General features: G+C 41.9%; 33 protein-coding genes. 21 read left to right on the top strand and 12 right to left on the bottom strand.

All coding sequences use genetic code 11. The annotated features are described in order from the left end of the window. Positions 1 to 336: 336 nt before the first annotated feature. Entirely contained in the window at positions 337 to 1,314 is a 978-nt protein-coding gene (locus ACO6S0_RS12575; RefSeq protein ID WP_422348711.1) for a GlxA family transcriptional regulator, read from the bottom strand. 262 nt (positions 1,315 to 1,576) lie between these two features. Between ACO6S0_RS12575 and ACO6S0_RS12580 the strand changes: the two genes are divergently transcribed. The 13 genes from ACO6S0_RS12580 (at position 1,577) to ACO6S0_RS12640 (ending at position 8,856) form a co-directional block, all read left to right on the top strand. After that, the gene (locus ACO6S0_RS12580; RefSeq protein WP_422348712.1) at positions 1,577 to 1,903 is read left to right on the top strand and encodes a metalloregulator ArsR/SmtB family transcription factor; all 327 of its coding nucleotides are present in this window, start codon (positions 1,577 to 1,579) and stop codon (positions 1,901 to 1,903) included. Then, positions 1,900 to 2,400 carry an SRPBCC family protein gene (locus ACO6S0_RS12585; protein ID WP_422348713.1) on the top strand — a complete coding sequence of 167 codons (501 nt, stop codon included), beginning with the start codon at positions 1,900 to 1,902 and terminating at the stop codon, positions 2,398 to 2,400. The genes ACO6S0_RS12580 and ACO6S0_RS12585 overlap by 4 nt, the downstream gene beginning before the upstream one ends. A gap of 6 nt (positions 2,401 to 2,406) precedes the next feature. Then, positions 2,407 to 2,793 (top strand): DoxX family protein, encoded by a 387-nt coding sequence (locus ACO6S0_RS12590; protein ID WP_422348714.1) that lies wholly within the window; start codon positions 2,407 to 2,409, stop codon positions 2,791 to 2,793. Positions 2,794 to 2,993: 200 nt separating this feature from the next. Further along, complete coding sequence (locus tag ACO6S0_RS12595) at positions 2,994 to 3,419, top strand: VOC family protein (protein WP_422348715.1); 426 nt, start codon at positions 2,994 to 2,996, stop codon at positions 3,417 to 3,419. 3 nt (positions 3,420 to 3,422) lie between these two features. Next, the gene (locus tag ACO6S0_RS12600) at positions 3,423 to 3,842 is read left to right on the top strand and encodes an SRPBCC family protein (protein WP_422348716.1); all 420 of its coding nucleotides are present in this window, start codon (positions 3,423 to 3,425) and stop codon (positions 3,840 to 3,842) included. Positions 3,843 to 3,844: 2 nt separating this feature from the next. Continuing rightward, on the top strand, positions 3,845 to 4,291 hold the full coding sequence (locus ACO6S0_RS12605; RefSeq protein WP_422348717.1) for an SRPBCC family protein: 447 nt from the start codon (positions 3,845 to 3,847) through the stop codon (positions 4,289 to 4,291). Positions 4,292 to 4,359: 68 nt separating this feature from the next. Continuing rightward, the gene (locus tag ACO6S0_RS12610; protein WP_422348718.1) at positions 4,360 to 5,151 is read left to right on the top strand and encodes a helix-turn-helix domain-containing protein; all 792 of its coding nucleotides are present in this window, start codon (positions 4,360 to 4,362) and stop codon (positions 5,149 to 5,151) included. Positions 5,152 to 5,293: 142 nt separating this feature from the next. Further along, on the top strand, positions 5,294 to 5,653 hold the full coding sequence (locus tag ACO6S0_RS12615) for a cupin domain-containing protein (RefSeq protein WP_422348719.1): 360 nt from the start codon (positions 5,294 to 5,296) through the stop codon (positions 5,651 to 5,653). A 269-nt stretch (positions 5,654 to 5,922) separates the two neighbouring features. Further along, complete coding sequence (locus tag ACO6S0_RS12620) at positions 5,923 to 6,246, top strand: ArsR/SmtB family transcription factor (protein ID WP_422348720.1); 324 nt, start codon at positions 5,923 to 5,925, stop codon at positions 6,244 to 6,246. 6 nt (positions 6,247 to 6,252) lie between these two features. Beyond that, positions 6,253 to 6,738: an SRPBCC domain-containing protein gene (locus ACO6S0_RS12625; protein WP_422348721.1), complete on the top strand. Its 486-nt coding sequence runs from the start codon at positions 6,253 to 6,255 to the stop codon at positions 6,736 to 6,738. Next, positions 6,725 to 7,117 (top strand): hypothetical protein, encoded by a 393-nt coding sequence (locus ACO6S0_RS12630; protein ID WP_422348722.1) that lies wholly within the window; start codon positions 6,725 to 6,727, stop codon positions 7,115 to 7,117. Before ACO6S0_RS12625 ends, ACO6S0_RS12630 begins: the two co-directional genes overlap by 14 nt. A gap of 91 nt (positions 7,118 to 7,208) precedes the next feature. Next, positions 7,209 to 7,793, top strand: a complete 585-nt coding sequence (locus ACO6S0_RS12635) for a YdeI/OmpD-associated family protein (protein ID WP_422348723.1) — start codon at positions 7,209 to 7,211, stop codon at positions 7,791 to 7,793. 421 nt (positions 7,794 to 8,214) lie between these two features. Then, on the top strand, positions 8,215 to 8,856 hold the full coding sequence (locus ACO6S0_RS12640) for a hypothetical protein (RefSeq protein WP_422348724.1): 642 nt from the start codon (positions 8,215 to 8,217) through the stop codon (positions 8,854 to 8,856). A gap of 165 nt (positions 8,857 to 9,021) precedes the next feature. Here the strand turns inward: ACO6S0_RS12640 and ACO6S0_RS12645 are convergent, their stop codons facing one another. Further along, the gene (locus tag ACO6S0_RS12645) at positions 9,022 to 10,128 is read right to left on the bottom strand and encodes an alkaline phosphatase (protein WP_422348725.1); all 1,107 of its coding nucleotides are present in this window, start codon (positions 10,126 to 10,128) and stop codon (positions 9,022 to 9,024) included. Between the two features lie 304 nt (positions 10,129 to 10,432). Then, complete coding sequence (locus ACO6S0_RS12650; RefSeq protein WP_422348726.1) at positions 10,433 to 10,978, bottom strand: PepSY-associated TM helix domain-containing protein; 546 nt, start codon at positions 10,976 to 10,978, stop codon at positions 10,433 to 10,435. 203 nt (positions 10,979 to 11,181) lie between these two features. Here ACO6S0_RS12650 and ACO6S0_RS12655 point away from each other — a divergent pair, with 203 nt between their 5' ends. Then, on the top strand, positions 11,182 to 12,318 hold the full coding sequence (locus ACO6S0_RS12655; RefSeq protein WP_422348727.1) for a serine hydrolase domain-containing protein: 1,137 nt from the start codon (positions 11,182 to 11,184) through the stop codon (positions 12,316 to 12,318). Between the two features lie 14 nt (positions 12,319 to 12,332). Here ACO6S0_RS12655 and ACO6S0_RS12660 read toward each other — a convergent pair whose 3' ends face one another. The 6 genes from ACO6S0_RS12660 to ACO6S0_RS12685 all read right to left on the bottom strand — a co-directional run bounded on the left by ACO6S0_RS12660 (position 12,333) and on the right by ACO6S0_RS12685 (position 16,742). Next, positions 12,333 to 12,938 carry a hypothetical protein gene (locus ACO6S0_RS12660; RefSeq protein WP_422348728.1) on the bottom strand — a complete coding sequence of 202 codons (606 nt, stop codon included), beginning with the start codon at positions 12,936 to 12,938 and terminating at the stop codon, positions 12,333 to 12,335. Positions 12,939 to 13,091: 153 nt separating this feature from the next. Then, on the bottom strand, positions 13,092 to 13,367 hold the full coding sequence (locus ACO6S0_RS12665; RefSeq protein WP_422348729.1) for an ATP-dependent Clp protease adaptor ClpS: 276 nt from the start codon (positions 13,365 to 13,367) through the stop codon (positions 13,092 to 13,094). Positions 13,368 to 13,387: 20 nt separating this feature from the next. After that, the gene (gene prmA, locus ACO6S0_RS12670; RefSeq protein WP_422348730.1) at positions 13,388 to 14,218 is read right to left on the bottom strand and encodes a 50S ribosomal protein L11 methyltransferase; all 831 of its coding nucleotides are present in this window, start codon (positions 14,216 to 14,218) and stop codon (positions 13,388 to 13,390) included. Between the two features lie 9 nt (positions 14,219 to 14,227). Then, complete coding sequence (tpiA, locus tag ACO6S0_RS12675) at positions 14,228 to 14,977, bottom strand: triose-phosphate isomerase (RefSeq protein WP_422348731.1); 750 nt, start codon at positions 14,975 to 14,977, stop codon at positions 14,228 to 14,230. 51 nt (positions 14,978 to 15,028) lie between these two features. Then, on the bottom strand, positions 15,029 to 16,126 hold the full coding sequence (locus ACO6S0_RS12680) for a BT_3928 family protein (RefSeq protein ID WP_422348732.1): 1,098 nt from the start codon (positions 16,124 to 16,126) through the stop codon (positions 15,029 to 15,031). Between the two features lie 70 nt (positions 16,127 to 16,196). Beyond that, positions 16,197 to 16,742: a DUF1599 domain-containing protein gene (locus tag ACO6S0_RS12685; RefSeq protein WP_422348733.1), complete on the bottom strand. Its 546-nt coding sequence runs from the start codon at positions 16,740 to 16,742 to the stop codon at positions 16,197 to 16,199. A gap of 94 nt (positions 16,743 to 16,836) precedes the next feature. On the opposite strand from ACO6S0_RS12685, the gene folP reads away from it, so the two are divergent. From folP to ACO6S0_RS12700, 3 genes are read left to right on the top strand one after another with little or no spacing between them, the layout of a single operon-like run. Next, the gene (gene folP, locus ACO6S0_RS12690; protein WP_422348734.1) at positions 16,837 to 17,670 is read left to right on the top strand and encodes a dihydropteroate synthase; all 834 of its coding nucleotides are present in this window, start codon (positions 16,837 to 16,839) and stop codon (positions 17,668 to 17,670) included. 44 nt (positions 17,671 to 17,714) lie between these two features. Continuing rightward, the gene (gene cdaA / locus ACO6S0_RS12695; RefSeq protein WP_422348735.1) at positions 17,715 to 18,500 is read left to right on the top strand and encodes a diadenylate cyclase CdaA; all 786 of its coding nucleotides are present in this window, start codon (positions 17,715 to 17,717) and stop codon (positions 18,498 to 18,500) included. Further along, complete coding sequence (locus ACO6S0_RS12700; RefSeq protein ID WP_422348736.1) at positions 18,501 to 19,268, top strand: DUF3667 domain-containing protein; 768 nt, start codon at positions 18,501 to 18,503, stop codon at positions 19,266 to 19,268. It begins immediately after the preceding gene. Here ACO6S0_RS12700 and ACO6S0_RS12705 read toward each other — a convergent pair. Both ACO6S0_RS12705 and truA read right to left on the bottom strand, forming a co-directional pair. After that, positions 19,265 to 21,040, bottom strand: coding sequence for an ABC transporter ATP-binding protein (locus ACO6S0_RS12705; protein ID WP_422348737.1), 1,776 nt, complete (start codon positions 21,038 to 21,040; stop codon positions 19,265 to 19,267). The two genes, ACO6S0_RS12700 and ACO6S0_RS12705, sit on opposite strands and share 4 nt — an antisense overlap. Further along, a complete protein-coding gene (gene truA / locus ACO6S0_RS12710) occupies positions 21,027 to 21,779 on the bottom strand; it encodes a tRNA pseudouridine(38-40) synthase TruA (RefSeq protein ID WP_422348738.1) in 753 nt (250 codons plus the stop codon). Before truA ends, ACO6S0_RS12705 begins: the two co-directional genes overlap by 14 nt. 89 nt (positions 21,780 to 21,868) lie before the next feature. On the opposite strand from truA, the gene ACO6S0_RS12715 reads away from it, so the two are divergent. The 3 genes from ACO6S0_RS12715 to ACO6S0_RS12725 all read left to right on the top strand — a co-directional run bounded on the left by ACO6S0_RS12715 (position 21,869) and on the right by ACO6S0_RS12725 (position 24,231). After that, the gene (locus ACO6S0_RS12715) at positions 21,869 to 22,363 is read left to right on the top strand and encodes a metallophosphoesterase family protein (protein ID WP_422348739.1); all 495 of its coding nucleotides are present in this window, start codon (positions 21,869 to 21,871) and stop codon (positions 22,361 to 22,363) included. A gap of 2 nt (positions 22,364 to 22,365) precedes the next feature. Further along, positions 22,366 to 23,304 carry an MBL fold metallo-hydrolase gene (locus ACO6S0_RS12720; RefSeq protein ID WP_422348740.1) on the top strand — a complete coding sequence of 313 codons (939 nt, stop codon included), beginning with the start codon at positions 22,366 to 22,368 and terminating at the stop codon, positions 23,302 to 23,304. A 69-nt stretch (positions 23,305 to 23,373) separates the two neighbouring features. Further along, positions 23,374 to 24,231, top strand: coding sequence for a hypothetical protein (locus ACO6S0_RS12725; protein WP_422348741.1), 858 nt, complete (start codon positions 23,374 to 23,376; stop codon positions 24,229 to 24,231). An 82-nt stretch (positions 24,232 to 24,313) separates the two neighbouring features. On the opposite strand, the gene ACO6S0_RS12730 is transcribed toward ACO6S0_RS12725, so the two are convergent. Then, a complete protein-coding gene (locus tag ACO6S0_RS12730; protein WP_422348742.1) occupies positions 24,314 to 24,724 on the bottom strand; it encodes a DUF4293 domain-containing protein in 411 nt (136 codons plus the stop codon). 193 nt (positions 24,725 to 24,917) lie between these two features. Here ACO6S0_RS12730 and rho point away from each other — a divergent pair, with 193 nt between their 5' ends. After that, positions 24,918 to 26,492 (top strand): transcription termination factor Rho, encoded by a 1,575-nt coding sequence (rho, locus tag ACO6S0_RS12735; protein WP_422348743.1) that lies wholly within the window; start codon positions 24,918 to 24,920, stop codon positions 26,490 to 26,492. The last annotated feature ends 19 nt before the right edge of the window (positions 26,493 to 26,511 follow it).

The raw sequence follows: 26,511 nt of genomic DNA on the forward strand, positions 1-26,511 counted from the left end.
ACAAAGGGAAATCATGGATAATCCTGCCATAAACACAAGAAGGAAACTTCAACCGAATTAAAAAACCTCGCAAGATTGATAATTTGCAAGGTTTAGCTGTTTTTTGGACGATAATACGATTTGCATTGATATGACTCCAAACGTCAACAGTGTTGACAGGATTGTAAATGTTCTTATGCTTTCCTATAAAACATGGACTGCAGAAACCACTTAAAAGGACTAACAGTGGCACATCTTGGGAATGTAAAAATGGTATGGTGAAAAAGTCCCCCAAATGGCCTTTTTTAAGGAAAGTAGAATTGACCATTTGAGCAAAATGTGAATGGAAGGGTCAACTTACACATGATCATCCTTGTTGTACTTGTTTCTATATTCAACCGGGGTCAATCCTGTAATTTTTTTGAAAACATTTCGAAAGGCCTTTGAGTCGGAGTATCCTACATCGAACATAACCCCTGAAATGTTCTTGCGGGTGGATTCAAAACTTCGCTTGGCAGCTTCTATTTTGACCCGCTGCAGGTATTCAATGACCGTATTGCCTGTGGCCTGTTTAAAACGTCTTTCAAAACTTCTTCTACTTACGGCCGCCATCTCGACCAAGTCGTCTACAATTATCTTTTCCTGATAGTTTTCCTCAATATAATACTGGGCCCGTTTTACCTCTTCATCATTATGGTCTTTCTGGCCAGTGAACATCATAAAGGCGGCCTGGCTTTCCCTATCAATGTCGATGGCAAAGTATTTAGAGGCCAATATAGCCGTATCCCTATCCGTATATTTCTCCAAAATATAAAGTAATAGGTTCCAGAATGAATTGGCACCGCCACTTGAATAGATACCGTTCTCTTCGGTAATGACACCACCATCTACGATTTCCACCTCAGAGAACCGTTCTTTGAACTCGTTGTAATATGCCCAATGTGTGGAACATTTTTTACCGTTCAACAAACCTGTAGAGGCCAGCAAAAAAGCACCGACGCATAGTGAGGCCACTTCCGCACCGTTCTTGTATTGGTGTACAATCCAAGGGAGGGTTGCTTCGTTCCTTCGTACAGCTTCCTTCATATCGCCAAAGATTGGCGGTATGACAACCAGATCGGCCTGCCCGGCTTCATCCAAAAGCAAATCGGTGGTAACGGAATAGGCCCCGTCCTGAACCCGTACTTCCTTTTTTTGGCCCACCAGTTGTACATCGAACAGCGGTTCTTTCCCAACAGCCTGTAAAAAATGGTTGGCTGTGGTAAACAGGTATCGTGGCCCGGTCACACCCTCGGCCACAGCGGTTTCAGGCACTAAAGTGTATATCGTTTTCATTTTTCAAATGTAGCGAAATCGTTTGGCGCAATCAACCTCCTTAACCGCCGTTTTCACACCCTTCAATTAAATATCACCCCTTATATTTTTACACCATAGAATTAAAAGTTCATTGAATTTCATGTCGGATTTCTTCTATCGCAACTAGATTTCATTTCCAATCTTTAGATTTTGAAAAATAGTTCAAAAAATAGTTGCGTAGTCATTTGGCTTCATATATTTTTGTAGCCAAATGACTTCACTTTAACAAAACGCAAATACGATGAAATTGAGAAGAGACCCATTTCAGGCAATAGCAGACCCTACACGAAGGGCCATCCTTGTCTTGTTGGCCGCGCAGACCATGACAGCAGGAGCCATTGCCAAGAACTTTAATGCGGCAAGACCCACGATATCGAAACACCTACAAGTGCTGAGCGAATGTGAGCTTATAGGCTCCAATCAAAAGGGAAGGGAGATTCATTATGAGCTAAAGGTCGATAAAATGAAAGAAATCGATAAATGGCTGGAACAGTTCAGACAACTATGGGAAAGCCGTTTTAACCAACTGGATAACCTATTATCAAATATTAAAAATCAAAAAAAATGAAAAACGGATTACAGTTCGACTTTATAGTCGATAAAGAAAAAAACACCATCACAATAAAGCGTGAGTTTGCCGCGGAAAAACAGCTGGTCTGGGATTGCTACACCAAGAGCGAACTACTTGACCAATGGTTTGCGCCAAAACCATTTACAACAAAGACCAAACATATGGACTTCACCGAAGGTGGTTATTGGCACTACTCCATGATAGACCCTGAAGGCCCGGAATATTGGAACAGGATGGACTACTTGAAAATTAATCCCATTGACAGTTATTCGGCACTCGATGGTTTCTGTGACGAAAATGGGGAACTCAATCCGCAAATGCCTCGGGCCAATTGGGATGTTACTTTTTCCGACCTAGGCAAGAATGCCATGGTGCAGACCATTGTAACTTATAAATCACTTGAATCGCTTGAAATGGTAATCCAAATGGGCATGAAAGAAGGTCTTGAGTCCACTTTGGAACGACTTGATGAACTATTACCAACCTTAAAATAAACAATCATGAAAAAAAATAAAATCATCTTTTGGCTAGCAACAATTATCATATTCCTTTTTGAAGGACTAATGCCGTTGGGCACCCTTTTGTTCGCCCCTGAATATGCTACTGCGGGTACCAAACCATTGGGATATCCCAACTACTTTGCCCATGCCCTGATTATCTGTAAAGTATTAGGTGCAACGGCCTTGGTCATACCCAAACTGCACCCAACTCTTAAAGAATGGGCATATGCGGGTCTGACATTCAACTTGGTATTCGCCTTTATCAGCCATGCTGCAGTGGACAAGAACATTGGCAATATGGTAATGCCCATAGTAATCGGTGCCATACTTGCCGTTTCGTACATCTACAATCGTAAAATCAAGAATGGCAGACTACAAAACAATTAATGACTACGATTGGAATACTCCCTGAAGGAGTACAAAAACAGTTTATGACAAGAAACGCATACTATTTTGTTGATTGCCATAAAACTCAACATTAATTAAAAACAAATAACATGAAATGAGCCATAACAAATCTTGATACCCACCGAGATGGTTATTGGCGAATTACATCTGACCTTTGAAAAACAATAAAAAATAAACAGATGAAAGTAAATCCTTATTTAAATTTTGATGGAAACGCAGAAGAGGCGTTCAACTTTTACAAGTCGGTCTTTGGCGGCGAGTTCACTGCAAACCTAAAGATGAGTGGTGCTCCTGGTATGGATGGGCTTTCCAAAGAAGAAAGAAATCGTACCATGCACATTGGCCTGCCCATAGGAAAGGATACCATTTTAATGGCTTCGGATACAATGCCTTCCATGGGGCACATATTACGTAAGGGAAACAACAATTATATTTCGCTACATCCGGAAAGCCGCGAGGAGGCTGACCGCCTGTTCAATGGTCTTTCAAAAGAAGGAGAAATCGAAATGCCCATGGAAGACCAGTTCTGGGGCGATTACTTCGGCAGCTTTATCGATAAGTTCGGAGTTAATTGGATGATCAACTATAATGAACAATATACTTAGCAAATGAAAACAACAAAAATCACTGTAAATACTATCGTCGATGCCAATAGGGAACAAGTTTGGAACTACTGGAATCGACCCGAGCACATTACCCAGTGGAACTTTGTTACCGATGACTGGCACTGCCCCAAGGCAGAGAACGATTTAAAAGTAGGCGGCACATTCAAATATAGGATGGAGGCCAAGGACGGTAGTTTCGGGTTCGATTTTGAGGCCATTTACAACGAAATCGTTGACCAAGAAAAAATTGCCTACACCATGACCGATGGCCGAAAGGCCGTTACCACCTTTAATGACGAGGAGGGTAAGACAAAAATCTCAACCACCTTTGACCCAGAGGAGCAGAACCCCATTGAAATGCAGAGAGATGGCTGGCAGGCTATTATCAATAACTTTAAAAAGCACGTAGAACTAAATCCTTAATAATGAAAACACTGTATTTTGAAGAGACCATCAATGCGCCAGTAGAAAAGGTGTATCGATCAATGCTTGACAAGGAGACTTTTCAAAAATGGACTTCGGAATTCAACCCAACATCAAGATATGAGGGTTCTTGGGAAGAAGGCTCAAAAATTCTCTTTTTGGCCGAAGAGGAAAACGGAAATACCATGGGAATGCTGAGCCGTATCAAAGAAAACAGACCCCATGCCTTTGTTAGTATTGAGCATTTGGGCATAGTTGAAAACGGGAAGGAAATCACCGATGGGGAAAAGGTGGAAGCCTTTGCAGGTGCTCTGGAAGAATACACCTTTGTTCCAAAAAACGGGTCAACCATGATACAAGTACGAATGGATACTAACCTAGAGTGGGAATCCTATTTTAAGACCACCTGGCCAAAGGCATTGGAAAAATTAAAGCATCTTGTAGAATAAATGTATAATGTCCGAATCTTGTGCAGATTCGCCAAGTGGTCCGTTAATTCTTAAACTACACAACATTTATGCTGAGCCTAAAAACCATTAAAGGATACAAAGACATAAATCGCCCCAAAAGGTTGATGAAGTATGTTCTTATCTGGTGTTCGAGTGGGCAAGCCACCATAGTAGTAGATGAAAAAGAATTGACGGTCAAACAAAATTCGGTGTTGACCATTACCTCTGGGCAAATACACTATTTCAAAGATATTAGGGACGCCCAAGGCTATATATTGGAATTTACGCTGGATTTCTTCTGTAAGAACGATAGTGATATTGAACTTATCTTTCAAAATGGCCTTTTTTGCCACTTTGCCATGAACGAGGTAATTCCAGTACGGAACCACACTTTTTTGGATGGGCAATTACGAACTATAGAAAAAGAACTTGCCGAGGAACCCTATCAATACTTGATTTCCGTACACTCTAGAATTGAGCTTATATTGGTAGAAATCAACCGTTCCAAAATTCTTCGGGGTGATGAAATTTGGAAGCCCGATGCCCTGTTTCTGAAATTTTTGGAGTTGGTACGCTCCAACTTTGAGCATAACCATTCGGTGAGCCGTTATGCCGAGTTACTCCACACTACTGAAACTAGACTGAACGAACAGGCCAAATCGCATACGGGCAAAACCGCCCAGAAGGTCATATACGGGCTTATCATTTCCGAAGCTAAGCGATTATTGACCTACGAAAAACTTATTGTCAAGGAGGTGGCCCATAAATTGGGCTTTTCAGACCCGTTCTATTTTTCAAACTTTTTTAAAAAGTATACAGGGCAATCCCCGAAAAGCTATCAATCACGATATGCCTTATGAAGCAAAATTTAGTGAGATAGCCCCACGGTCAAAAATGTTTTTTATTTATTTCAAATCTTACATTCTTTTTCCTAAATCCTCTATTCTTTTGGCTCTGTCCTCCCCATACATTTGTGCCATAACAATTTAAAAACACCATAGTATGAGTACAGACATTAATGACTATATCGTAAATAGTGCGAAACTAGAATGGCAACCCCTTGTTGAGCGGGGAAAACACTATGAAGGGGTATTTGTAAAGTCGCTTCGCTATGACGAGGCCACCAAACGCTCCCCTTCCATACTCTTGAAATTTGAACCTGGGGCTTCTTACCCTTATCACAACCATCCGGGAGGAGAAGGGCTAATGGTATTGAAAGGCAGTTGCCTTGTCAACGAGGCCTATCTGGAAGCAGGCGATTATCTTTATACACCCAAGAATTTCAAGCATGGTGTAAAATCCGAAAAAGGATGTGAATTGATGCTTAACATACCGGAAGAAGTTGAGATTCTAGAACCCTAACTCAATGTCAGATTTGCTGGGCGAAGATGCTCCCAGCAATAAATGAACGCTAACCTGTTGGATATGTTCTTCTTAAATTGGATGGGAAGTCATCACAAATAAATGCTAAGGTTGAAAGAAGCAGGGGAAACAGAAATGTTTCTTATGCAATTGCAGTCTAGAATTGTACTTCTCGTTTTTATGAACGGCCTACCTACTGTTTAAAAAAGAGGTAAAAAAATTGCGCAGTTAAATGACTGCATTTATATTTGCAGCCAAATAGCTGCGCAATGAAGTTAAGAAGAGATGTATTTCAAGCCATAGCCGACCCGACCCGTAGGACCATAATCACTTTGGTCGCTTTTCAAGCGATGACTCCAAGTGCCATTGCGGGAAACTTTGATGCAGCAAGACAAACGATTTCCAAGCACATACAAATCCTTACCGAGTGTAATATTTTGGAGCAAGAACAAATCGGTAGGGAAATTCATTATCGGCTTAACCCAGATGGAATGAAGGAAATAGCTGATTTTATTGAGCCATTTAGAAAGTTTTGGGACGGTCGTTTCAACAGACTTGAATCGGTAATGAAGAGGCATCAATCAAAAAAATAATCAAACATGGAATTAAAGACAAAAGTTCGTGCCGAAGATGGTAAACAGGAAGTATGGATTACCAGGAAATTTGATTTGCCCCTGGATTTGCTTTTCAAGGCCTATGTAGAGCCAGAACTTGTGGAGCAGTGGATGAACACCAAGGTCTTGAAACTCGAAAGTAAAAGGCATGGCAGCTATGAGTTTGAAACCACCGACCCAAAGGGCAACAAGCATGGGTTCAATGGAACCATCCATGAGTTTGTGCCCAACCAAAGAATCGCCCGAACCTTTGAAATGGAGTGTACCCCTTTTCCGGTACAGTTGGAATTTCTTGAGTTTGAAGGCCTTTCCGAGGATTCTAGCAAGCTCACCATGCATATTGTCTATAAATCCCTGGAGGACAGGAACAATATGTTAAAACTACCCTTTGCACAGGGAATCAATATGGCACATAACAGGCTGCAGGAAATCGGGAACCAATCAAAAAACAGGAACGATGAAAAAAATTGAAGATCGAAAAGAGGAAATAGCGGTTTCGTTTTCCAACGGGAATTTTGAAACTACATTTCCTTACCTGTCAGAAAGCATCGTCTGGCACATAGTTGGAGAAAACACTTTTAAAGGAAAGCCCGAAGTAGTTGCCCATTGTAAACAAACCGCCGAATATTTTAAAATGGTACAAACCGAATTCATTACCGACGATGTTATGGTAACCGATAGCAAAATTGTGGTAAGGGGCTCAGCGGAATTTTTCAGGAATGGAAAACAGCTTAACCATATTTTGGCCTGTGATGTGTATGAATTCAACAACAAGAAATTGGAAAGTATCCATTCCTATTGTATTCCCATCAAAAAAAGGGATAAAATGAAAGAAACCAATAGAACGTAACAAGCAATAATTGCTTTTGTAAGAGGAGGCGACCTTGGTAACGGTATTGACCTCCCGAAAGAAAATTAGCGTCTATCAAAAATAAGTGGGCATGAATCCAAAAGTAATAGATAGGTTCCTGGACAGGGCCAAAAAATGGAACGATGAAATGAGGTTATTGCGCAAAATTTGTCTGGATTGTGGGTTGGCAGAAGACTTTAAATGGATGCATCCCTGTTATACTTTTCAGGGAAAAAACATAGTTCTTATCCATGGATTCAAGGAATATTGCGCCTTGTTGTTTCACAAAGGAGCCCTGCTTGGGGACGTTGAAAATATTTTGGTACAACAGACCGAAAATGTGCAGGCGGCCCGTCAAATCCGATTTACAAGTAAACAGCAGATCATAGAACTTGAACGGACCATAAAGGCCTATATTTTTGAAGCGATGGAAGTGGAAAAATCAGGGGCGGAGGTAAAAATGAAAAAGACGTCTGAGTTTGATGTTCCAGAAGAGTTACAAGAAAAGTTTAACGAAGACCCAGACTTTGAGACTGCTTTTAAAAAGTTGACCCCTGGGCGACAGCGAGGCTATCTGCTTCATTTTTCTGGAGCCAAACAATCCAAGACCCGAGAATCGAGGATTGAAAAATGTATCCCAAAAATTTTTAAAGGGAAGGGATTAAATGACCGTTAGGTCTAATTTTTCAAATGCCCCGTAAAGCCACGATTTTTTAATAATAATTTCGATATCACTCTTTGGAAAATATGAACTCTGTCCGTTTGAGGTCGCTTAGGAACATAAAGCTCGCCAAAGGCGGCTTTTTTGTTTTCACCGGCTTTGAACTCGTTCAGGTAGTTAAGTCAAAATAAAAAAACCAATCCCGTGATTGCAACTTTACATTTAGACTAACGAGCTCAAAGGAAAACAACTCCCTGTAACTATCGAAAGAGTCATTCCCGCCTTCGCCAAGATTTCAGCACTGTCACGACCAACTCTTATAGGCATATTATGAAAAGAAGGCAGTCTTGTTGGCCAACATGGATAAGGTCCTGCCATAAAACACTAAATGGTGAAAGAAATCGTTTTCTATTTAGAACCTACTTATTGCACTATAATGAAAAAATCACTTCCGTGTATCGGTATCGGTACGTCAAAGCTTTCCATTTTCCTTTTCTTGGTTTTATTCAACTTGGCCTGTTCTAAATCCGATGAAGAACAGCACAGCCCACTGATTGATCTGGGAATGGATGATGCCGAAGTTGAGTCCAGGCTTACCACCTCTCTAGTGGGAGAATCACCTGATGGTGATGGCAATCCAGAAAATGTATGTGCCAATGGCGAAATGCAATTGATGTCTGAAGATCCTTACTGCGGATACGTTGATGTTGGTGAATATGCAGTAAATCAAATTAACTTTTACAGAGCCAAGCATGGATCACCTCCTTATGTCAGGGCCATTGAATATGAGTTATGCGCTGCACGCGAAGCGCGGTTGGCTGCACAAAATGACACCTTTCATTGGAGTGATGGATGTGATTGGCAATCCCAAGGTGCGGCAGGTGGCGGCAGAGGTGGTGATAATTCTGAAGGTACCGTGGAAAAATCCATTTGGTGGGTCCCAAAATTGTTTTACCAAGAAGGTCCGGAAGGTGGACATTACCATGCCATGATGGAGGAAAGAAGCAGACGGGTTGCTATTGGCTACTTTGCCATTGACAGAGATAGACACGGTATCGTGGTCAACTACTATGATTGATTTTGACAAAGTCAAAGTTAAATCTCCAACGAAGGTGGTTGAATTTACCCAACTTGAATTCTAGTTTGGCTGATATGAACTCCCAACAAAAAAACCTTGCAAAATATATGATTTGCAAGGTTTCATTGTCTTTTGTTCAGTTCTTGTAAGTCCCAAACTTCTAGTTTACTTGTCCGCTTTTAGCAGATCCAAAATTTTATGAAATACTTCAAAATTTGAATAGATCCCATTGAACTCCCCGCTTCCCGGGCCATAAGCAAAAACGGGTATCATGGTGGAAGTATGCCCACCAGTGGAGAAGGTTCCCACCACTTGATCGTAGTTGTTTTTATCGGATGACAAAGCAAATCCTCCCGTTTCATGATCCGCCGTTACAACAACAAGGGTATTTCCATCCTTTTCCGCATAGTCAAGAATGACTCCCAATGCCTTGTCAAAATCCTGCATTTCCGTTATGATGTAATTGGCATCGTTGGCATGCCCTCCCCAATCAATCTGCGAACCTTCAACCATTAAAAAGAAATTCTTCCCATCCCTTGAAAGGTAATCCATGGCCATTTTACTGGCGTTGGGTAAAAAATCGCCACGCCCCTCGGACATTTTGGGCATTCCTTCCTTAGCCAAAAGATAAGCCAACTTTTTGTTTGACTGCTTGGAATCATTCAACTTATAAGAAACCTCAAATCCACTGGTACGCAAGCTGTCACTGTAGTTTAGTCCATCCTGTCTTTCTTCAAAAAACCGTTTTCCGCCCCCAGCAAAGAAATCTATTTTGGATCGGTGCATCCAACTGGCAATATCGTCTTCTTGCTTGCGCCATTTAACGTGCGAAAAATAAGAAGCCGGGGTTGCATGTGTAATAGAGCTTGTAGCCACCAATCCTGTATTCCAATGTTCATCCGGTAATACTTCCACTATATTTTTAACGATAAGGGTGTCACTGTCCATACCAATAGAGCCGTTGTACGTTTTAACCCCACATGCATAGGCCGTTGCCCCCGCGGCCGAATCGGTAATGCGATGGCTGCTGGCATTATTTCTGAGCAGGCCAATATGGTCAAAACGTTCAAAGTTGGACCGATCTTGCCCGCCCAGCTCATATAAAGAGGTGATTTGGGTAAGCCCCATGCCGTCCCCTATTACCATAATAACCTTGTTTGGACCTTGCCGTTCCTGTGCTTTTAATCCCATACATGTTAGTAACATAAACAGTGTCAGCACTGTGTTAAAACCAGAAGGCCGTACTATTTTATGGATGGTTTTTCCAATCATTGTATTCGTTTTTAAAAAGGTTAATTAACTATTTATCATTGTTTTTAAAGCGAATAAAAGTAGTTGAATTTAGTTTGGTGTGACTATTATTACCATAAGGATTTCAATAATTTCACAAAACAAAAGATCTGTAACAAGAGGTAGCCTAAACCAAGGCCGCCCAGGCTGTAAGATTGTATCTTGTGGCAATCTTTTTTCAATTTTCAAACTTAGCGTAAAAACCCAAGTACCCTTAAAAGAGACTGGCTGATGATTTTATACCTCTAGCTGAGCCAGTAAGGCACTTGTTGAAATAAAAAATGAACTAAGCGTAAAGTATCAAAAACAACAAGGGAAATAAAATTCCGGCAACCGCAAATTTCCAGCCTCTACTTTTAAAACCGTTTTTCCCATTAGGAATCAAGATGCCGGTAATGGCAATCACCAACATTGCGGCCCCAAAAATATCTGAATACCAAATCCAAAAGGAATTGGTCGATTTGTGGAGGAACATGGTATGTCCAATAAAAGGCACCTTGCGCTTATACTCCAAAACCCCGTGGCCGGTTTTCGTGTCCACATCCAAAATCACATTGTCTTTGTAATACACGCGAAGTGTATTATCCCGCACCCTATGCCCGTCGTATTCCACATCCCATTCCTTGGAGAAAGCTTCAATATAGTCTTGGGAAATATCTACTGTATTGGCATCCAATACAATGGACACTTCTTCACTTTCATAGGTGTAATCCATGGGATACCAATCCTGTCTGTGATTCAATATGATGCCTGAGAAGGAAAATGCTATAATCAACCCCACATAGAAGTAGGCAAAATCCCTATGCAAATTTCTATTGGTAAACTTGTACATAAACAATTGTCTTTTGGTTTGAATCGAGCGCAAAGTAAGCAATAAACCATCAAAGAAAACCTTCCCCATCATTCTCAACATTGTAATTATCTAATATTCTGTATATTGACTTTCAAACCATCGATCAAAGCCCATTCCCGATGTTACATAATGTACAAAACAAAGCCCTCCACATACTAAGTTTAATATGCCTTATTTGTCAAATGGCCTGTTCTTCCAGTGGCAACGAGGCATCCCCTGATCCAAATGCCAATCCGGATCCCGATCCCAATCCGACACCGGAGCTGACCATAGAAGAAAAACTGCAGGCCATCATTGATGAAAAGGTAGGTACGGATGCCGATAAGCTTGTAGGTGTTTCGGTTTCCATCAGAATTGGTGACCAAGAACATTTAAGCCTAACTGGCGGAATTTCCAAGCTGGGGGTTCCCATAACAGAAGATATGCGATTTGGTGTGGGCAGTATCACCAAAACCGTGGTCGCGGCCACGGTGATGAAACTTGTGGATGAAGGTTTATTCACCCTGGAAGATACGATTGCCGATTGGCTAGAGCTTACTTCCGAAAATGTGGATAGTTCCATAACCATTTATCAGCTCCTTACCCACTCTTCGGGCTTAACGGGCTATATGTACAATGATCTTTGGGCCATGGCAGAGGCGGATTTGGAAACTCCCATTCCACAGGCTACGCTTTTTGGGTTTATAGGTCCTCCGGATACTGAACCAGGGGTTGGCCATAGTTATTCCAATTCCAATTATCTTATTTTGGGTTTGATTATTGAAGCTGCAACAGAAAAGACAGTTGGAGAGGTAATGCGTGAGAAGTTTTGGGCTCCCCTTAACCTAAATGCGATTTACTTTGGAACCAATGAACCCATAGAAGGTACTTGGGCCACTCCTTGGCGGGATGGCGATCACGATGGTGTTTTGGAAGACATTGAAGCCGATTTTGGCCCCGCATTTCACAGTATTTTCTATTGTGCCGCCGATGTGTTCTCCACCGCTTCCGACTTATCGCAATGGGCGCAACACCTGTACAATGGCAATGCCGTTTCCGAAGCATCCAGAACAAATATGATGACCGATCATTACGCCATACCGGATGATATCTTTGTAAGCTATGGACTCGGGACCCGTGAAGTAGTATTCCATGGCCGGTCTACCTACGGGCATACCGGAGGTATGCGCGGTTATGGAGCTTACATGTTTTTTGACCCCATTAGCAAAGTCAGTATAGCCATGTTAAACAACCAAAGCCGATCCGATGATGGACCTTTGTTGAGATACGAGTTGGTGAATGAGCTATTGGAAGAGGTCTTTGCCCATTTTAATATTTAGTTGGAGCGCATATCCTATTTCCTGCCTATGGAATCAATGGTTTTCTGAGCTTGTTCCAAGGCCTCCTCCAGCCGTTGGTTTTCTTCTTGGTAATGGGAACGGAGTGCTTCCATTTTACGCTCAAATTCATCTACGGGAACATAATCCGGTTTTAAAAATGCATTGTTCACCAGACTGAACAGGGTGAACAAAAAACTCACCACTACCGCAGAAATAAGTACTATCAATAGGGTTTTCTCCTTTTTCAGCACAGGTGATTTTTCTTTTCCGATAAATTTTTCCCCTTTGGAACTTTTTTTATCACGGGACAACTGATTCAAAAATGTATCCCATTTTTCCTCTTCAACTACATGCATGTCCATAAACCCACCCTCGTCCAAGAAGTTTTGGGTTTTGGAGGTGGAGGCCAACATAAACATGGCTACCCCATTGCCGGCCATAATATCCAACAATCCGCTGTCGTATTCTTGGATTTCCTTAATCAGTTTATGCACAAAGTCCTGGCTATAGTTGGGGCGAAGGAACTCATCGTAAAGCACCTTAACTTCAAAGTAATCCCTTCGCTTCAGGGCATACTCCAAAAAACGGTCCTTTAGTTCGGCTTTGAAAAATTCGCCCATTTCCGGTACAGGGGTTAAAGGTTTGGTGAATTGATCCTTGGAGTAAATTTAAGGTATAGCCCAATGGTGGACAATAGTTACAATGTAAAGAATAGATGATATTTTATCCCTTAGAACACAAAGTAGAATTCTCGTTAAGTGAATTGGAAACACCTAAACGATTTCGGCACTTAAACCTGCTTGAAGCAAGCGGGTACATCTTGGTTTAAGGTCGTTGTATTCACCGGTTTTTACAGTGCACTTGCCATTGTAGTGCACGATCAGGGAACACTGTTCGGCTTGCTCCGGTGTATGTTCACATACGGCAATCAAGGTTTCAATGACATGATCAAAGGTGTTCACATCATCATTGAACAGGACAATCTCACTCTGCTTTACCACTTCTTCTTCCAGAAGCAGTTCTTCCAAAACTTTTTCCTTGATTCCCATGGAACTGATATTACTACATCCTAATTTACATATTTTGCCGAAACCCAGTTGTTCTTTTCTAAATTTTTAACGAATTCCAATCCGTATCTATCACATTTTGAGGATATTACATCCAAATCCTCCATATAAAAGCCACTTAAGTAAAGTTCCCCTTCCGGATTCAAACACTCACTGTAAATGGGAATATCGGATAAAAGTATGTTTCTGTTGATGTTGGCCAGGATAATATCGTATTTCTTTCCCGGTAAAATGGAACTGTCTCCTTGATAGACTTCAATTTTACAATTGTTGCGTTCCACATTTTCCTTGGAGTTCAAAAAACACCACTCGTCAATATCAATGGCATCCACCTGTGAAGCACCCTTCATTTTAGCCAGAATGGCCAAAACCCCAGTACCACAACCCATGTCAAGAACGGATTTCCCTTCAAATGGGTTTTCCAAAATATGTTGCAGCATCATATGGGTGGTTTCGTGATGCCCAGTCCCAAAGCTCATCTTGGGTTCTATAACAATATCAAATTCCACATTTTCGGATGGATGGAAAGGCGCCCGAACCATGCATTGGTCCCCTACCTTGATGGGATGAAAGTTCCTTTCCCATTCAGCATTCCAGTTCTGCTGTGCTATCTCCTTGGATTTCCAAGTAACATTCACCACATCATTATTGAGGGTGGAAATAGCATCCAAAATGTTTTCCCTCCAATCGCTTTGGAGGATATAGGCCAACAAGAGCCCATCTTCCTCCACAAAACTTTCAAAACCCACCTCACCCAATTCCGCAATCAAAATCTCGGTCCACGGCGTTGCCGGCTGGATCTTAAATTGATATTCGATATAAATCGATGACACCTTGTGGGATTAAATAGCCTTGATAATGGCAATGAAATCGTCTGCTTTTAAGGAGGCACCGCCTATGAGTCCACCATCTACGTCGGGTTTTCCAAAAATATCCCCGGCATTTCCTGGTTTTACGCTTCCTCCATAAAGAATGGATACCTCATCTGCAATGTCGGCACCATAGGAATCGGCAATAGTTTTTCGGATAAATGCGTGCATCTCTTGGGCCTGCTCCGGGCTGGCAGTTTCCCCCGTTCCAATGGCCCAAACCGGCTCGTAGGCCAAAACAATATCCTTCCAAGCTGCGGCATCCAAATCAAACAATGCATTCTTCAGTTGACTTTCCACTACGGAAAAATGGTTGCCCGATTTACGCTCTTCCAATTCTTCTCCAAAACAAAAAATAATGGTCATATCCTTTTCCAAGGCAGCCTGCACTTTTTTGGACAATAGGGCATCATCCTCGCCAAAGTAGGCACGTCTTTCAGAATGTCCCAGGATGACAGTGTCCACATAGATGTTCAATAACATATCAGCCGAGATTTCACCCGTGTACGCTCCATTTTCAGCAAAATGCATATTCTGTGCCGCAACTTTAATGGATGAGGATTGTAAGTTTCTTTGTGCAGCCGCCAAATTTACAAAGGTCGGAGCCACCACCACCTCAGCATGGGTGTCCGGTAGTTTAGCGGAGAGTTCTGAAAGCAAAGCTTCGGTTTGCTCCAGATTATTGTTCATTTTCCAGTTTCCTGCTACTATTTTCTTTCTCATCGTGTTTTTGTTTGTTGGTTTTAATTTATTGTTGGTTGTCAGTAGTTATTTTTAATTGAATTCCAGTTCATCAAAGTCATTGTAATGAACCTTTTGGAGTATGGTACCTCGATTTAATACCAATATGGCCGGATTGGATCGTACTATGGTTTTTAAGGTCGTTTCATCTGTAAAATAAAAATCAAAGTTAAGTCCAAATTTGGATTTAAGCGCCTTGGTCTGGGTATCACTTGAGGCCGACATGCCAATGATTTTATATCCATTGGACATTGCTTCGCCAGTAACCTCCGCAACCTTTTTAAAATAATCCGTGTTACTTTTGGCCAGATCATAGGCAACAACCATGACCAATTTGCCCTCTTCCAAAAGTTCCGCCGCAAAGTCCGTCCCTTGTTGTTCAATGGTAAAATCGTGAATGGGGGGTTCATACCCTTTTTGGATTTCCGTGGTCTCCACATCTACAAATTCCCCATCTACAGAAGGGTATTCCCCATTGGTCACCACAATTTTATCCTCGCCGTTCACCTTAAACCTCCATGCATATTCATAAAGTGGTTTGGGAGCATCTTCAGGAACCGACATTCCTTCTTGAATGTTGGCTCCAATTTTATAAGGTCGGAAGTCAACTGATGGGAGATGGTTCAGCACATGATTGGCAAATAAAATACATGCAAGCAAGGAAGCCCCACCTAAAATCCAATTCACTTTGGAACTGAACAGTGGCTTTATAAAGTTTCTACCAACGAACAATATCAGAATCAATCCCAATAAAATCACATCCTTGGTAAATGATTCCCAAGGGGTTAGTTTTATGGCATCCCCGAAGCAACCACAATCCGTCACTTTGTTGAAATAGGCCGAATAGAAGGTCAGAAATGTAAAAAACACAATCATCAACAGCAGGCTCCAAACGGTAAATTTTGGTTTAAACCCAATGAGGAGCAATATTCCCAAAAGCACCTCAACAATGACCACAAAAATTGAAATGGCCAATACCAAAGGCATTAAAAAAGGCAGATCCAACACCCCTTGGCTAAAATACTCTTCCAGCTTAAAGGAAAAACCGACTGGGTCGTTTAGCTTAATGAGTCCGCTTATTATAAATAAGACCCCAACAACAATCCGGGAAATCCAAACCAAATATTTCATATTTCTTTAAAATAAAAATCCAAATACAAGTTCAAGCTCAAGTTCAAGTTCAAGTTCAAAAGACTTTTAGTTATTTGGAATTTTGATTTAAGTGTATCAACGCAAAAACCGCATAGTTGATTATATCCTGATAATTGGCATCAATCCCTTCACTGACCAAAGTCTCTCCTTGGTTATCCTCAATTTGTTTGACTCGGAGCAGTTTTTGCAAAATTAAATCCGTTAGGGAACTCACCCGCATATCGCGCCAAGCCTCCCCATAATCATGATTTTTGTTTTCCATCAAGGATTTTGTGATCGTCACCTCTTCATCATATAAAGCGATGGCCGAATCTTCATCCAAATCGGGTTGCTCGGCCACACCTTTTTTTAGCTGTATCAAGGCCATAATGGCATAGTTGATGATTCCCACAAATTCCGATTGCTCCCCCTCATCCACTTTGCGTACCTCGTTTTGCTGTAAACTGCGAATGCGCTGCGCCTTAATAAATATTTGATCGGTGAGCGATGGGAGACGCAATATGCGCCATGCGGTTCCGTAATCTTTGGTCTTTTTTAAGAAGAGGTCACGACAGGTGGTGATTACCGCATCGAATTGTTGGGAAGTCTGCTGCATCTATTCTTGCTAATTTGCGTAAATTTCGTCCAAACTTTGGGCATTTAAGAAGCCTTGCCAAAGATAATCAAACCCAACAAAGCACCTATTTTTTATGACGATAAACTGCAAGGGAGAGCTTATTGATCTCAGCCAACCCAAGGTCATGGGAATTCTAAACCTTACCCCCGACTCATTTTATGACGGAGGGAAATACAAGGATGAAAAAACCATATTGCTTCAAGTGGAGCAAATGCTGACTGATGGGGCAACCTTTATAGACATGGGAGCTTATAGTTCACGACCTGGAGCTGAACATGTACCGGAAGACCAAGAACTTCAAAGAATGCTTCCCATTTTGGAGTTGATTCTGAAACACTACCCAAAAACCTTCATTTCCATAGACACCTTTAGCAGTAAGGTTGCCAAACACTGCATTGAGTCAGGAGCCGCTATCATCAATGACATTTCTGCAGGAAATTTGGATGATGGGATGTTCCAAACTGTTGCGGACTACCAGGTTCCGTATGTTATGATGCATTTAAAGGGCACTCCCCAATCCATGCAAAAATTGGCCACCTATGATGATTTGATCCTGGATTTGAGGCTGTATTTTGCACAAAAAATTGAAAAAGCCACAAGTTTGAAAATCAATGACATCATCATTGATCCCGGTTTTGGATTTGCCAAAACCACGTCCCAGAACTACACTTTGCTCAGTCATTTGGATCTGTTTCAAACCTTTGGTTTGCCCCTTTTGATCGGGCTTAGCCGAAAATCCATGATCTATAAAGTTCTGGAATCTTCTTCCAATGAGGCTTTGAACGGAACTACGGCACTACATACGGTGGCTTTGCTAAAGGGCGCCAATATTCTACGTGTCCACGATGTGAAAGAGGCCATGGAATGTGTTACCCTGATTGAGGAACTCAAAGCGAATTCGCTCTAATTTGATGTTCTGCGATTTTTGCTAATTTTACAAAAACACTGCGGTTGGATTTTCTAAATTTTATTGAATTTAAGATTACCGATGTCATAGACATCGTGCTGGTGGCCGCACTACTCTACTATATCTACAAGTTGGTCAAGGGCACCGTGGCCATCAATATCTTTATCGGAATTGTGATTGTTTGGGCACTTTGGAAACTTACAGAGCTGTTGCAGATGAAAATGATCAGTAGTATGGTAGGGGGTTTTATGAACATTGGACTTATTGCCTTGATCATTGTGTTTCAACAAGAAATACGGAAGTTTTTGTTGATGATCGGATCTACCAATTTTGCTTCCAAAAGAAATTTCACCCGTCATTTCAAGTTCTTGAAGCAAGAGGCCCTGCCCACGGATACCAATGTGGATGCCGTAGTGGGTGCCTGTGAAAAAATGGGGATGACCAAAACCGGTGCTATTTTAGTGATGGAGCGCACCAATTCACTCGACTTTTTTAAGTCCTCCGGGGATTCCATGAATATTGAAATCACCCAACCCATATTGGAGAGTATCTTTTTCAAAAACAGTCCGCTGCATGATGGTGCGGTCATTATTCAAGATAACTACATAACCGCCACGCGTGTTATACTTCCGGTTTCCAATGACAGGAACATTCCCCTACGGTTTGGATTGCGACATAGGGCTGCCGTGGGAATCACGGAAAAAACGGATGCCGTTTGTTTAGTGGTGAGCGAAGAAACCGGTTCCATCTCCTATATTAAAAATGGAGAATTTGTTCCGTACAAAGGTCTGGATGCTTTGATTGCCATGATCAAAAAGGATTTGGAATAAATGGTTTGTAAAAATTGTAATCAAGCCCTTGTACAGGAAGATCGTTACTGCCGCAATTGCGGTGCCAAGGTTATCCTAAAAAGACTTACCCTAAAAAATGTTTGGGAGGATGTAGGCACGCAAATCTTTAATCTGGACAACACCTTTCTCAAAACCCTAAAAGGTCTGTTCCTCCACCCCCAATTGGTCATTCTTTCCTACCTCTCGGGCATTAGAAAACGGTACATGAACCCTGTGAGCTACTTTGCCATTGCTGTAACACTCTCAGGTTTGATGTTCTTTATTTTACGAAACGTATACCACGTAAATCTTACCAAAAGTAGTTTTAGTGACACAGAAACTTCAGACTTGAATTTCATGTTTGACTACCAAGGGCTCATGTCCTACCTGATCATGCCTCTTTATGCTTTCATGACTTGGCTGGTATTTTCCAGTAAGAAAAAATTCAACTACACCGAGCACTTGGTGGCCAATGCCTACATTATAGGACAAACATCCTATGTTCAGGTAGTGGCCTACATTATAGGACTAGGGTTATTTCCAATACAATTTGACGTTTTTAATTTTGGCTTCCTCCTTGTAATGATCATTTACCAGTTTTACGTGTTGGGAAAAATGCACCAAACGGGATTTTGGAGCACCTTGTGGAGAGCGTTCGTTTACTTTCTCATGTTGATTATAGTAATGATTGGAATAGGGGTTATTGCCATTGTGATCGCACTTATCACCGGAAAGGCAAGTCTTGCAGATTTTGCTCCCCAATCCTAGGCAACCTCTTCCTCTGCCAAAAATTGCGCTTCATAAAGGTCACTGTAGTAACCCCCTTTTTTCAACAGCTCCTGATGGTTCCCAACTTCCACAATTTGCCCGGCATCCATCACAATGATCTTATCCGCTTTTTTGATGGTGGCCAATCGGTGCGCAATAATAATGGAGGTTCTACCTTCGGTAATCTTGTCCGTGGCTTGTTGGATCAACTGCTCGGAATAGGTATCCACGGAAGAGGTGGCTTCATCCAAAATCAAAATGCTGGGGTTGCTTACATACGCCCTTAAAAATGCAATGAGTTGTCGCTGTCCGCTGGAGAGCATGGTGCCGCGTTCCTTCACATTGTACAAATAGCCCTCGGGTAGACTGGAAATAAAATCATGCACACCAATTTGCTTGGCGGCGTTTTCAATCTGTTCCAAGTTCACTGTTTCATCCCGTAGGGAAATGTTATTGGCTATGGAATCCGCAAACAGAAATACATCCTGAAGCACAATGGCAATATGGGAGCGCAAGGATTTTAGGGTATAGTCCTTAATGTTGTGACCATCCACCAAGATCTCCCCTGAATTGATTTCGTAAAAACGATTAAGAAGATTGATGATCGTGGATTTTCCTGCCCCTGTTGCACCCACAATGGCAACGGTCTCCCCGGCTTCAACCTCAAAGGAAATGCCATGCAGCACCTCCTCATCCTGCAGATATCCAAAACGGACATTGGAAAACCGAATGTTGCCCTTAACATCCGCTTTCTCCAAACTGCCTTGATCGGCAATGCGGCTGTCGGTATCCAAAATTCCGAAGACCCTGTTTGCCGCCACCATTCCCATTTGCAGGGTATTGAACTTATCCGCAATCTGCCTAAGCGGCCTAAACAGTAAATCCATCAAGAAAAAGAAGGCAATGATGGAACCTTTGTTATCCAAGCTTACACTATCAATGTTTTGGATGATACCAAAATAAACAACCAAACCAACCCCTACAGAATTGGAGATTTCAGCAATAGGGAAAAAGATAGAGTTGTACCATACCGTCCTTAACCATGCATTTTGATGTTTTTCATTGATTTTTCTGAACTTTTCCTTTTCAATCTGCTCCCTATTGAATAGCTGTACAATCTTCATCCCCGCAATCCGCTCCTGCACAAAGGAATTTAAATTGGCCACTTGGGCCCTAACATCTATAAAGGCGACTTTCATTGCCTGCTGAAAAAGACGGGTGGCAATTAAGATTATGGGCAGGATCGCAAACACGATCAAGGCCAATCTCCAATTCATTATGAGCATCACACAAGCCGCACATAGCATTTTCAGGATATCGGCCACAATCACAAAAAACCCTTGACTAAAAATCTCACCGATCCGCTGCATATCCGCTACCGCCCTGGTGACCAAAACCCCAATGGAGGAATTGTCAAAATAAGTCATCTTAAAGCCCACCATTCTTTTAAAAAGCTTCACGCGGATATCCTTGATCACGGATTCACCCAAAAGGTTAGCATAATAGTTGAACAATAGCTGACTGATTACCTGGGCAATCAAGGTTCCCAGCATGATCAAGACAACAAACAGCAACTGCTCGCTATCTTTATTCGTCAATGGCTCATCTATGATCAACTTCACCAAAATAGGGACGAGCACGGCAAAAGCGGCCGACAAAACAGCCATTATGGCCACCAACCAAAAGATACCCCTGTAGGGTTTGGTGTGTCCAAAAACGCGCTTGAACAAGCCAAAATCAAATGCTTTTCCTATTTCCTCAGTTTTGCTCATCAAAAATATTTTTTGGGTAGGAGATGGCTGTCAAATATAGTCCTTTTGCGGGTACGGAAACCCCAGCTTTGCTCCTGTTCCTACTCTCAATTATATCGTTTATTTTTTCAGGTTCCATTTTCCCCAGTCCCACATCCAGTAAAGTCCCCACCACGGCCCTGACCATATTCCGAAGAAAACGATCTGCAACAATGGTAAAAACCAGCTTGTCTTCTTTCTTTTCCCAAAATGCTTTGCGGACATCACAATTAAAAGTCTTGACATCTGAATTGGATTTGGAAAAGCTCTCAAAATCAGTGTGGGACAATAAGTAATTGGCGGCCTTGTTCATTGCCTTCACATCCAAAGGTTGAAGAATGCAATGTGCAAAATCAGAATAAAATGGATTTTTATCCTGCACCAACCAGTATTCATAGGTTCGTTCTGTAGCATCAAATCGGGCATGGGCATCCAACTTAACGGCAACCAAATCTTGGATGGCTATGGCTTCGGGAAGGTAAGCATTCAGTCTATAGACCAGTTCCTCACGATTAGCCACCTGATCCACATCAAAATGGGCATACATTTCCTTGGCGTGCACCCCAGCGTCTGTCCTGCCAGCTCCCACTACCTCAATGGGCTGGCGCAAAAGGGTAGACAGTGCCTTCTCCAAAACCTCCTGTACGGTAATGGCATTGGGTTGGTTTTGCCAGCCATGGTAAGCCTTTCCGAAATAAGCAAATCGGATGAAATATCTCAATGGGATTCCCTACTTTTAAAATGTTAAAGATACTTGAATCCCATCCAATAGAAATTCTGCGTTTATTTTTTTAGCATATTTTTAGCGTTATGACCAAAATCCTGTTGCTGTCTGACACCCATGGACATATGGATGACACCATTTTAAAGTATGTTGCGCAAGCAGATGAAGTTTGGCATGCTGGTGATATTGGAAGCTTATCCGTTACAGATAGCATTCAAAAGTTAAAACCTTTAAGGGCCGTACACGGCAATATTGACAACCATGTGATTCAAAAGGAATTTCCCGAACACCAGCGGTTTCTTTGCGAAGAAGTGGACGTGTGGATTACCCATATTGGGGGGTATCCCAACAGATACGATCGAAGGATAAAGGACAAAATCAAAAAACGCCCTCCCCAACTTTTCATCAGTGGACACTCCCATATTTTAAAGGTCATGCATGACAAAAAGTTGAACTTATTGCACATGAATCCAGGGGCTTGCGGCAAGTACGGATTCCATCAAATTAGAACACTATTGCGGTTTGTGATAGATGGGGATAAAATATCGGATTTGGAAGTAGTTGAACTAGGAAAAAGATAGGTATGAGGTATTTGTTGGCTTTAACGGCACTTTTAATGTTGTCTTGTGAAACCAAGGCACAGCAGCCAGAAACGCAAAGTCCAGTTTCCTTAATTGTATTGGGCACCGTACAAGATGGTGGCAGTCCACATATTGGCTGTAAACGAGAGTGTTGTGCCGAATTGTTTAAGAACCCTGATCCTGAACGGAAAGTAGTTTCCTTGGGCATTGTGGATCATGAAAACCAGAAAACCTATTTGTTTGAAGCCACTCCAGACATGTCCAACCAACTCAAAGCCTTAAAATCACATACAGGTCTGGACGCGGAAACACCTAGCGGGATTTTCTTGACCCATGCCCATATTGGGCATTATACAGGACTTATGTATTTGGGACGGGAAGCCTTGGGCGCCCATCATGTTCCAGTCTATGCCATGCCCAAAATGAAAGCTTTTTTAGAAAACAATGGCCCTTGGAGTCAACTGGTTGCTTTGGGAAACATAGATTTAATAGAGATGTCGGACAAGCGAAGTGTGGAACTTACTCCCCACTTGACCGTAACTCCATTTACAGTGCCACACCGGGATGAATTTTCCGAAACCGTGGGCTTTAAAATTATTGGCCCTACCAAAAGTGTCCTTTTTATTCCTGATATCGATAAATGGCGTAAATGGGAAGAAAGCATTACCAAAGAAATACGCAAAGTGGATTTGGCTTTTTTGGATGCCTCATTTTTTGACGGCGAGGAAATCAACAATCGGGATATTGCAGAAATCCCGCATCCTTTTGTAATTGAAAGCATGGAACTATTTGCCTCGTTGCCTACTTCAGAAAAAGAAAAAATACATTTTATCCACTTCAATCACACCAACCCTCTTTTGGATAAAAGCAGTACTGCTAGCCAATCTGTTCGCGACTCGGGTTATAAGGTGGCCCAATTTCATCAAAAAGTGAGTCTATAACCATAACAGCTAGGTAAGTATTCGCATAAAGCTTCGTCTAAGGCATCAAACTATTAGACCATTTAGAAAATGAAAATATCGATTTGGAAGCTTGTTGCCCTTGGCGGACTTGCTTTTTTACTTTCCTGTGGAGAAAAAACAAAACAGCAAAAAGTGGAAGTGGAAACCTCCGTTAAAGAGGTCTCCGAGCCAGTTTATGACACCAGCAATCCCAAAACCATTTTAGCCGCGGTAGCTAACGCACATGGTGGTTGGAACGATCTTTGGAAAAAAGGGGACGTTGAGTACACCTATACGTACCACTATCCTTCAACCGGAAAAACAGACCTCTCCTTGGAGCGTTATATTTTTGGTTCCGAAGAATCCTATGGAAAATACAGCAAACACGAAATCAACAACATGCCCAATGCGGAAGGGGAGTTGATCCAGTATTTTGACGGGGACAAAACCGTTCTGGAACTGAATGGCAACATAGTTGAAGATGCGGAGCATTTGGCCATGGCTGATTTTTTGAGAAGAACCAATTATTATTGGTTTGCCATGCCCTATAAGATCAACGACAAGGCCGTAACCGCCAAGTATTTGGGAACAGAGGAATACAATGGAACCTCCTATGATAAAATTGAAGTTTCCTATAATGCGGAAATGACGGGGAAAGAGCAAAACGATGTGTACATTGTACTGGTTAACCCAGAAACGAAATTGGTGGATCGTTTCTATTTCTCCCTGCCCTTTTTTGGTGTTGAGGAACCCGTTATTGTTGCCAATTATGAGTACGAGGATATTGATGGTCAACTGGTGTCTACAAAACGTACATACTTTATGCCAGGCCCCGATGGCAACTATGCTGAGGAACCCGGAGTTGTTCAGACATTGACCAATGTGAAGTTCAACAACGGATTCACTAAGGAAAATCTGAGGCAATAGGGCTTAATGGTTTTCCGACATAAAACAAAAACCCCGGCCTTGGCCGGGGTTTTCTCGCACTAATACTACTAAGATGTTAGGTTTAACGTAAGCGATCAACAGATTTTACAAGATCTTCATCCTTTTTGATGGCTCTGTTGGCCAGAACCAGAAAAACGATAGAAAATACAGGAATCAGCATCCCAATACCCTTCTCAGAAACCGGGGTTTCTCCGGATAAACTTAGCGACCGGTAAACGAAAAATCCTAGTAAAAAAAGGTTCAATATCATATTCAATCTGTTCAACACAAATTGATTTTGCCGGTTTTTAAACATAAAAATTGCAATCAAGGCCAATAGCGCAGAGGCGTAAAAGGCCAAGCTATATCCCAAGGAATCCTTAGCAAAAATCTCAGTGCCGGTTTCATCCGTCCATAGGTGTACTATAAACGGCAGAGCTCCCGCAATTAGTGCCACCAAGGCTAAGAAAATTGTTTGAATTCTTTGAATCATTGCCAAAATTGATTTTGGAAGGCAAAAATAGGTGTCTTTTCGTTAAATGACCCTGTAATGTTGAAAAATAATTTGTATTATTGTGACGTTATTAGCAAAGCACTCACCTCAGGATTCTTTCCTATCGTAGTACCCCAATAACTTTTACTTCGAGATTATTTACGTTAGACAAGTTTAATTTATTCATTATTTAATGTTCGAGATTTCAGATCTAAAGGCTAAAAAGCTTCCTGAATTGCAAGAAATTGCAAAGGGACTCAGTGTTCCTAAATTTAAGACCTTAAAAAAACTGGACCTGGTCTACCAGATACTGGATGTTCAGGCATCCAACCCCAAGGCGGTTAAGGAAAACGTTCCTGAAGGCCAAGAAAAAACAGCTCCCAAGCCCAGAAGGGCCAGGTTGCCACGACCTCAAAAAAATCAAAAGGAGGTAGCTGTTGCATCTAAAGAGACCACTGTTGAAAATGACGCCAAAGAAGCGGTAGAAAAAACAGAAAACCCAGCTCAGAAAAAGGATCAACAGAAACAACACCAACACCAAAAAAACCAGCACAACAAAAAGCATAACCAGCACCATAGAAATGGGCAGGAAAAAAAGAGCAGCAACTTTGACAAGGATTTAAAAAACAGGTACAAAGAGCCAGAATTTGAATTTGACAGCATCATTGAAAGCGAAGGTGTCCTGGACATTATGCAGGATGGATATGGGTTCTTGCGCTCATCGGATTACAACTACCTCTCCTCCCCTGACGACATTTATGTTTCCCAATCCCAGATTAGATTGTTTGGGCTAAAAACAGGGGATACCGTCCTTGGGAATGTAAGACCTCCAAAAGAAGGTGAAAAATATTTCCCATTGATCAAAGTAACCAAAATCAACGGGCTGGATCCCCAAGTAGTACGAGATCGGGTTTCTTTTGAGCACTTAACCCCCTTGTTCCCCAAGGAAAAATTCAAGTTGGCCGAAAGACAAAGCACCTTATCAACACGTATCATGGATTTGTTCTCTCCCATTGGAAAAGGACAAAGGGGAATGATCGTTTCCCAACCCAAAACGGGTAAGACCATGTTGCTCAAGGACATTGCCAATGCCATTGCCGCCAACCACCCAGAGGTATACCAAATCATTCTTTTGATTGACGAACGTCCAGAGGAGGTTACGGATATGCAGCGTAATGTTCGCGGAGAAGTAGTAGCTTCTACCTTTGACAAAGAAGCCACCGAGCACGTGCGTGTTGCCAATATAGTTCTTGAAAAAGCCAAGCGTTTGGTAGAATGCGGCCATGATGTGGTTATCTTATTGGATTCCATTACACGATTGGCCAGAGCCTACAACACCGTTCAACCTGCTTCTGGTAAGGTATTGAGTGGTGGTGTTGACGCCAACGCCCTGCACAAACCCAAGAGGTTCTTTGGAGCCGCGAGGAACATTGAAAATGGGGGTTCTCTTTCCATCATAGCTACCGCTTTGACAGAGACAGGTTCCAAAATGGACGAGGTTATTTTTGAGGAATTCAAGGGTACCGGTAACATGGAGCTGCAGTTGGATAGAAGAATATCCAACCGTAGAATATTCCCTGCCATTGATTTAGTTACTTCCTCAACACGTCGTGATGACCTCTTGTTGGATGAAACCACCATTCAGCGTATGTGGATCATGCGTAAGTACCTTGCGGATATGAATCCGGTGGAAGCTATGGAATTCATGGAACAGCGAATTAAGCAAACCAAAAACAACGAGGAATTTTTGTTGACCATGAACGAGTAAGATTCGTTCCATACAGCAT

The sequence above is a fragment of the Flagellimonas sp. genome (genome assembly GCF_965233845.1).
Classification (GTDB): Bacteria; Bacteroidota; Bacteroidia; order Flavobacteriales; family Flavobacteriaceae; genus Flagellimonas.

Bases quoted from the DNA above. Each gene is read 5' to 3' on its own strand.
- ACO6S0_RS12665 (WP_422348729.1), bottom strand. From the start codon at position 13,367: ATGGGAATCAAGGAAAAAGTTTTGGAAGAACTGCTTCTGGAAGAAGAA.
- ACO6S0_RS12645 (WP_422348725.1), bottom strand. From the start codon at position 10,128: ATGATTGGAAAAACCATCCATAAAATAGTACGGCCTTCTGGTTTTAAC.
- ACO6S0_RS12635 (WP_422348723.1), top strand. From the start codon at position 7,209: ATGAATCCAAAAGTAATAGATAGGTTCCTGGACAGGGCCAAAAAATGG.
- ACO6S0_RS12610 (WP_422348718.1), top strand. From the start codon at position 4,360: ATGCTGAGCCTAAAAACCATTAAAGGATACAAAGACATAAATCGCCCC.
- ACO6S0_RS12630 (WP_422348722.1), top strand. From the start codon at position 6,725: ATGAAAAAAATTGAAGATCGAAAAGAGGAAATAGCGGTTTCGTTTTCC.
- ACO6S0_RS12575 (WP_422348711.1), bottom strand. From the start codon at position 1,314: ATGAAAACGATATACACTTTAGTGCCTGAAACCGCTGTGGCCGAGGGT.
- ACO6S0_RS12595 (WP_422348715.1), top strand. From the start codon at position 2,994: ATGAAAGTAAATCCTTATTTAAATTTTGATGGAAACGCAGAAGAGGCG.
- ACO6S0_RS12680 (WP_422348732.1), bottom strand. From the start codon at position 16,126: ATGAAATATTTGGTTTGGATTTCCCGGATTGTTGTTGGGGTCTTATTT.
- ACO6S0_RS12725 (WP_422348741.1), top strand. From the start codon at position 23,374: ATGAAAATATCGATTTGGAAGCTTGTTGCCCTTGGCGGACTTGCTTTT.
- ACO6S0_RS12625 (WP_422348721.1), top strand. From the start codon at position 6,253: ATGGAATTAAAGACAAAAGTTCGTGCCGAAGATGGTAAACAGGAAGTA.
- ACO6S0_RS12640 (WP_422348724.1), top strand. From the start codon at position 8,215: ATGAAAAAATCACTTCCGTGTATCGGTATCGGTACGTCAAAGCTTTCC.
- folP (WP_422348734.1), top strand. From the start codon at position 16,837: ATGACGATAAACTGCAAGGGAGAGCTTATTGATCTCAGCCAACCCAAG.
- rho (WP_422348743.1), top strand. From the start codon at position 24,918: ATGTTCGAGATTTCAGATCTAAAGGCTAAAAAGCTTCCTGAATTGCAA.
- ACO6S0_RS12700 (WP_422348736.1), top strand. From the start codon at position 18,501: ATGGTTTGTAAAAATTGTAATCAAGCCCTTGTACAGGAAGATCGTTAC.
- ACO6S0_RS12705 (WP_422348737.1), bottom strand. From the start codon at position 21,040: ATGAGCAAAACTGAGGAAATAGGAAAAGCATTTGATTTTGGCTTGTTC.
- ACO6S0_RS12715 (WP_422348739.1), top strand. From the start codon at position 21,869: ATGACCAAAATCCTGTTGCTGTCTGACACCCATGGACATATGGATGAC.
- ACO6S0_RS12580 (WP_422348712.1), top strand. From the start codon at position 1,577: ATGAAATTGAGAAGAGACCCATTTCAGGCAATAGCAGACCCTACACGA.
- ACO6S0_RS12655 (WP_422348727.1), top strand. From the start codon at position 11,182: ATGGCCTGTTCTTCCAGTGGCAACGAGGCATCCCCTGATCCAAATGCC.
- ACO6S0_RS12615 (WP_422348719.1), top strand. From the start codon at position 5,294: ATGAGTACAGACATTAATGACTATATCGTAAATAGTGCGAAACTAGAA.
- ACO6S0_RS12660 (WP_422348728.1), bottom strand. From the start codon at position 12,938: ATGGGCGAATTTTTCAAAGCCGAACTAAAGGACCGTTTTTTGGAGTAT.
- ACO6S0_RS12620 (WP_422348720.1), top strand. From the start codon at position 5,923: ATGAAGTTAAGAAGAGATGTATTTCAAGCCATAGCCGACCCGACCCGT.
- ACO6S0_RS12585 (WP_422348713.1), top strand. From the start codon at position 1,900: ATGAAAAACGGATTACAGTTCGACTTTATAGTCGATAAAGAAAAAAAC.
- tpiA (WP_422348731.1), bottom strand. From the start codon at position 14,977: ATGAGAAAGAAAATAGTAGCAGGAAACTGGAAAATGAACAATAATCTG.
- ACO6S0_RS12720 (WP_422348740.1), top strand. From the start codon at position 22,366: ATGAGGTATTTGTTGGCTTTAACGGCACTTTTAATGTTGTCTTGTGAA.
- ACO6S0_RS12730 (WP_422348742.1), bottom strand. From the start codon at position 24,724: ATGATTCAAAGAATTCAAACAATTTTCTTAGCCTTGGTGGCACTAATT.
- ACO6S0_RS12590 (WP_422348714.1), top strand. From the start codon at position 2,407: ATGAAAAAAAATAAAATCATCTTTTGGCTAGCAACAATTATCATATTC.
- ACO6S0_RS12685 (WP_422348733.1), bottom strand. From the start codon at position 16,742: ATGCAGCAGACTTCCCAACAATTCGATGCGGTAATCACCACCTGTCGT.
- ACO6S0_RS12600 (WP_422348716.1), top strand. From the start codon at position 3,423: ATGAAAACAACAAAAATCACTGTAAATACTATCGTCGATGCCAATAGG.
- ACO6S0_RS12650 (WP_422348726.1), bottom strand. From the start codon at position 10,978: ATGTACAAGTTTACCAATAGAAATTTGCATAGGGATTTTGCCTACTTC.
- ACO6S0_RS12605 (WP_422348717.1), top strand. From the start codon at position 3,845: ATGAAAACACTGTATTTTGAAGAGACCATCAATGCGCCAGTAGAAAAG.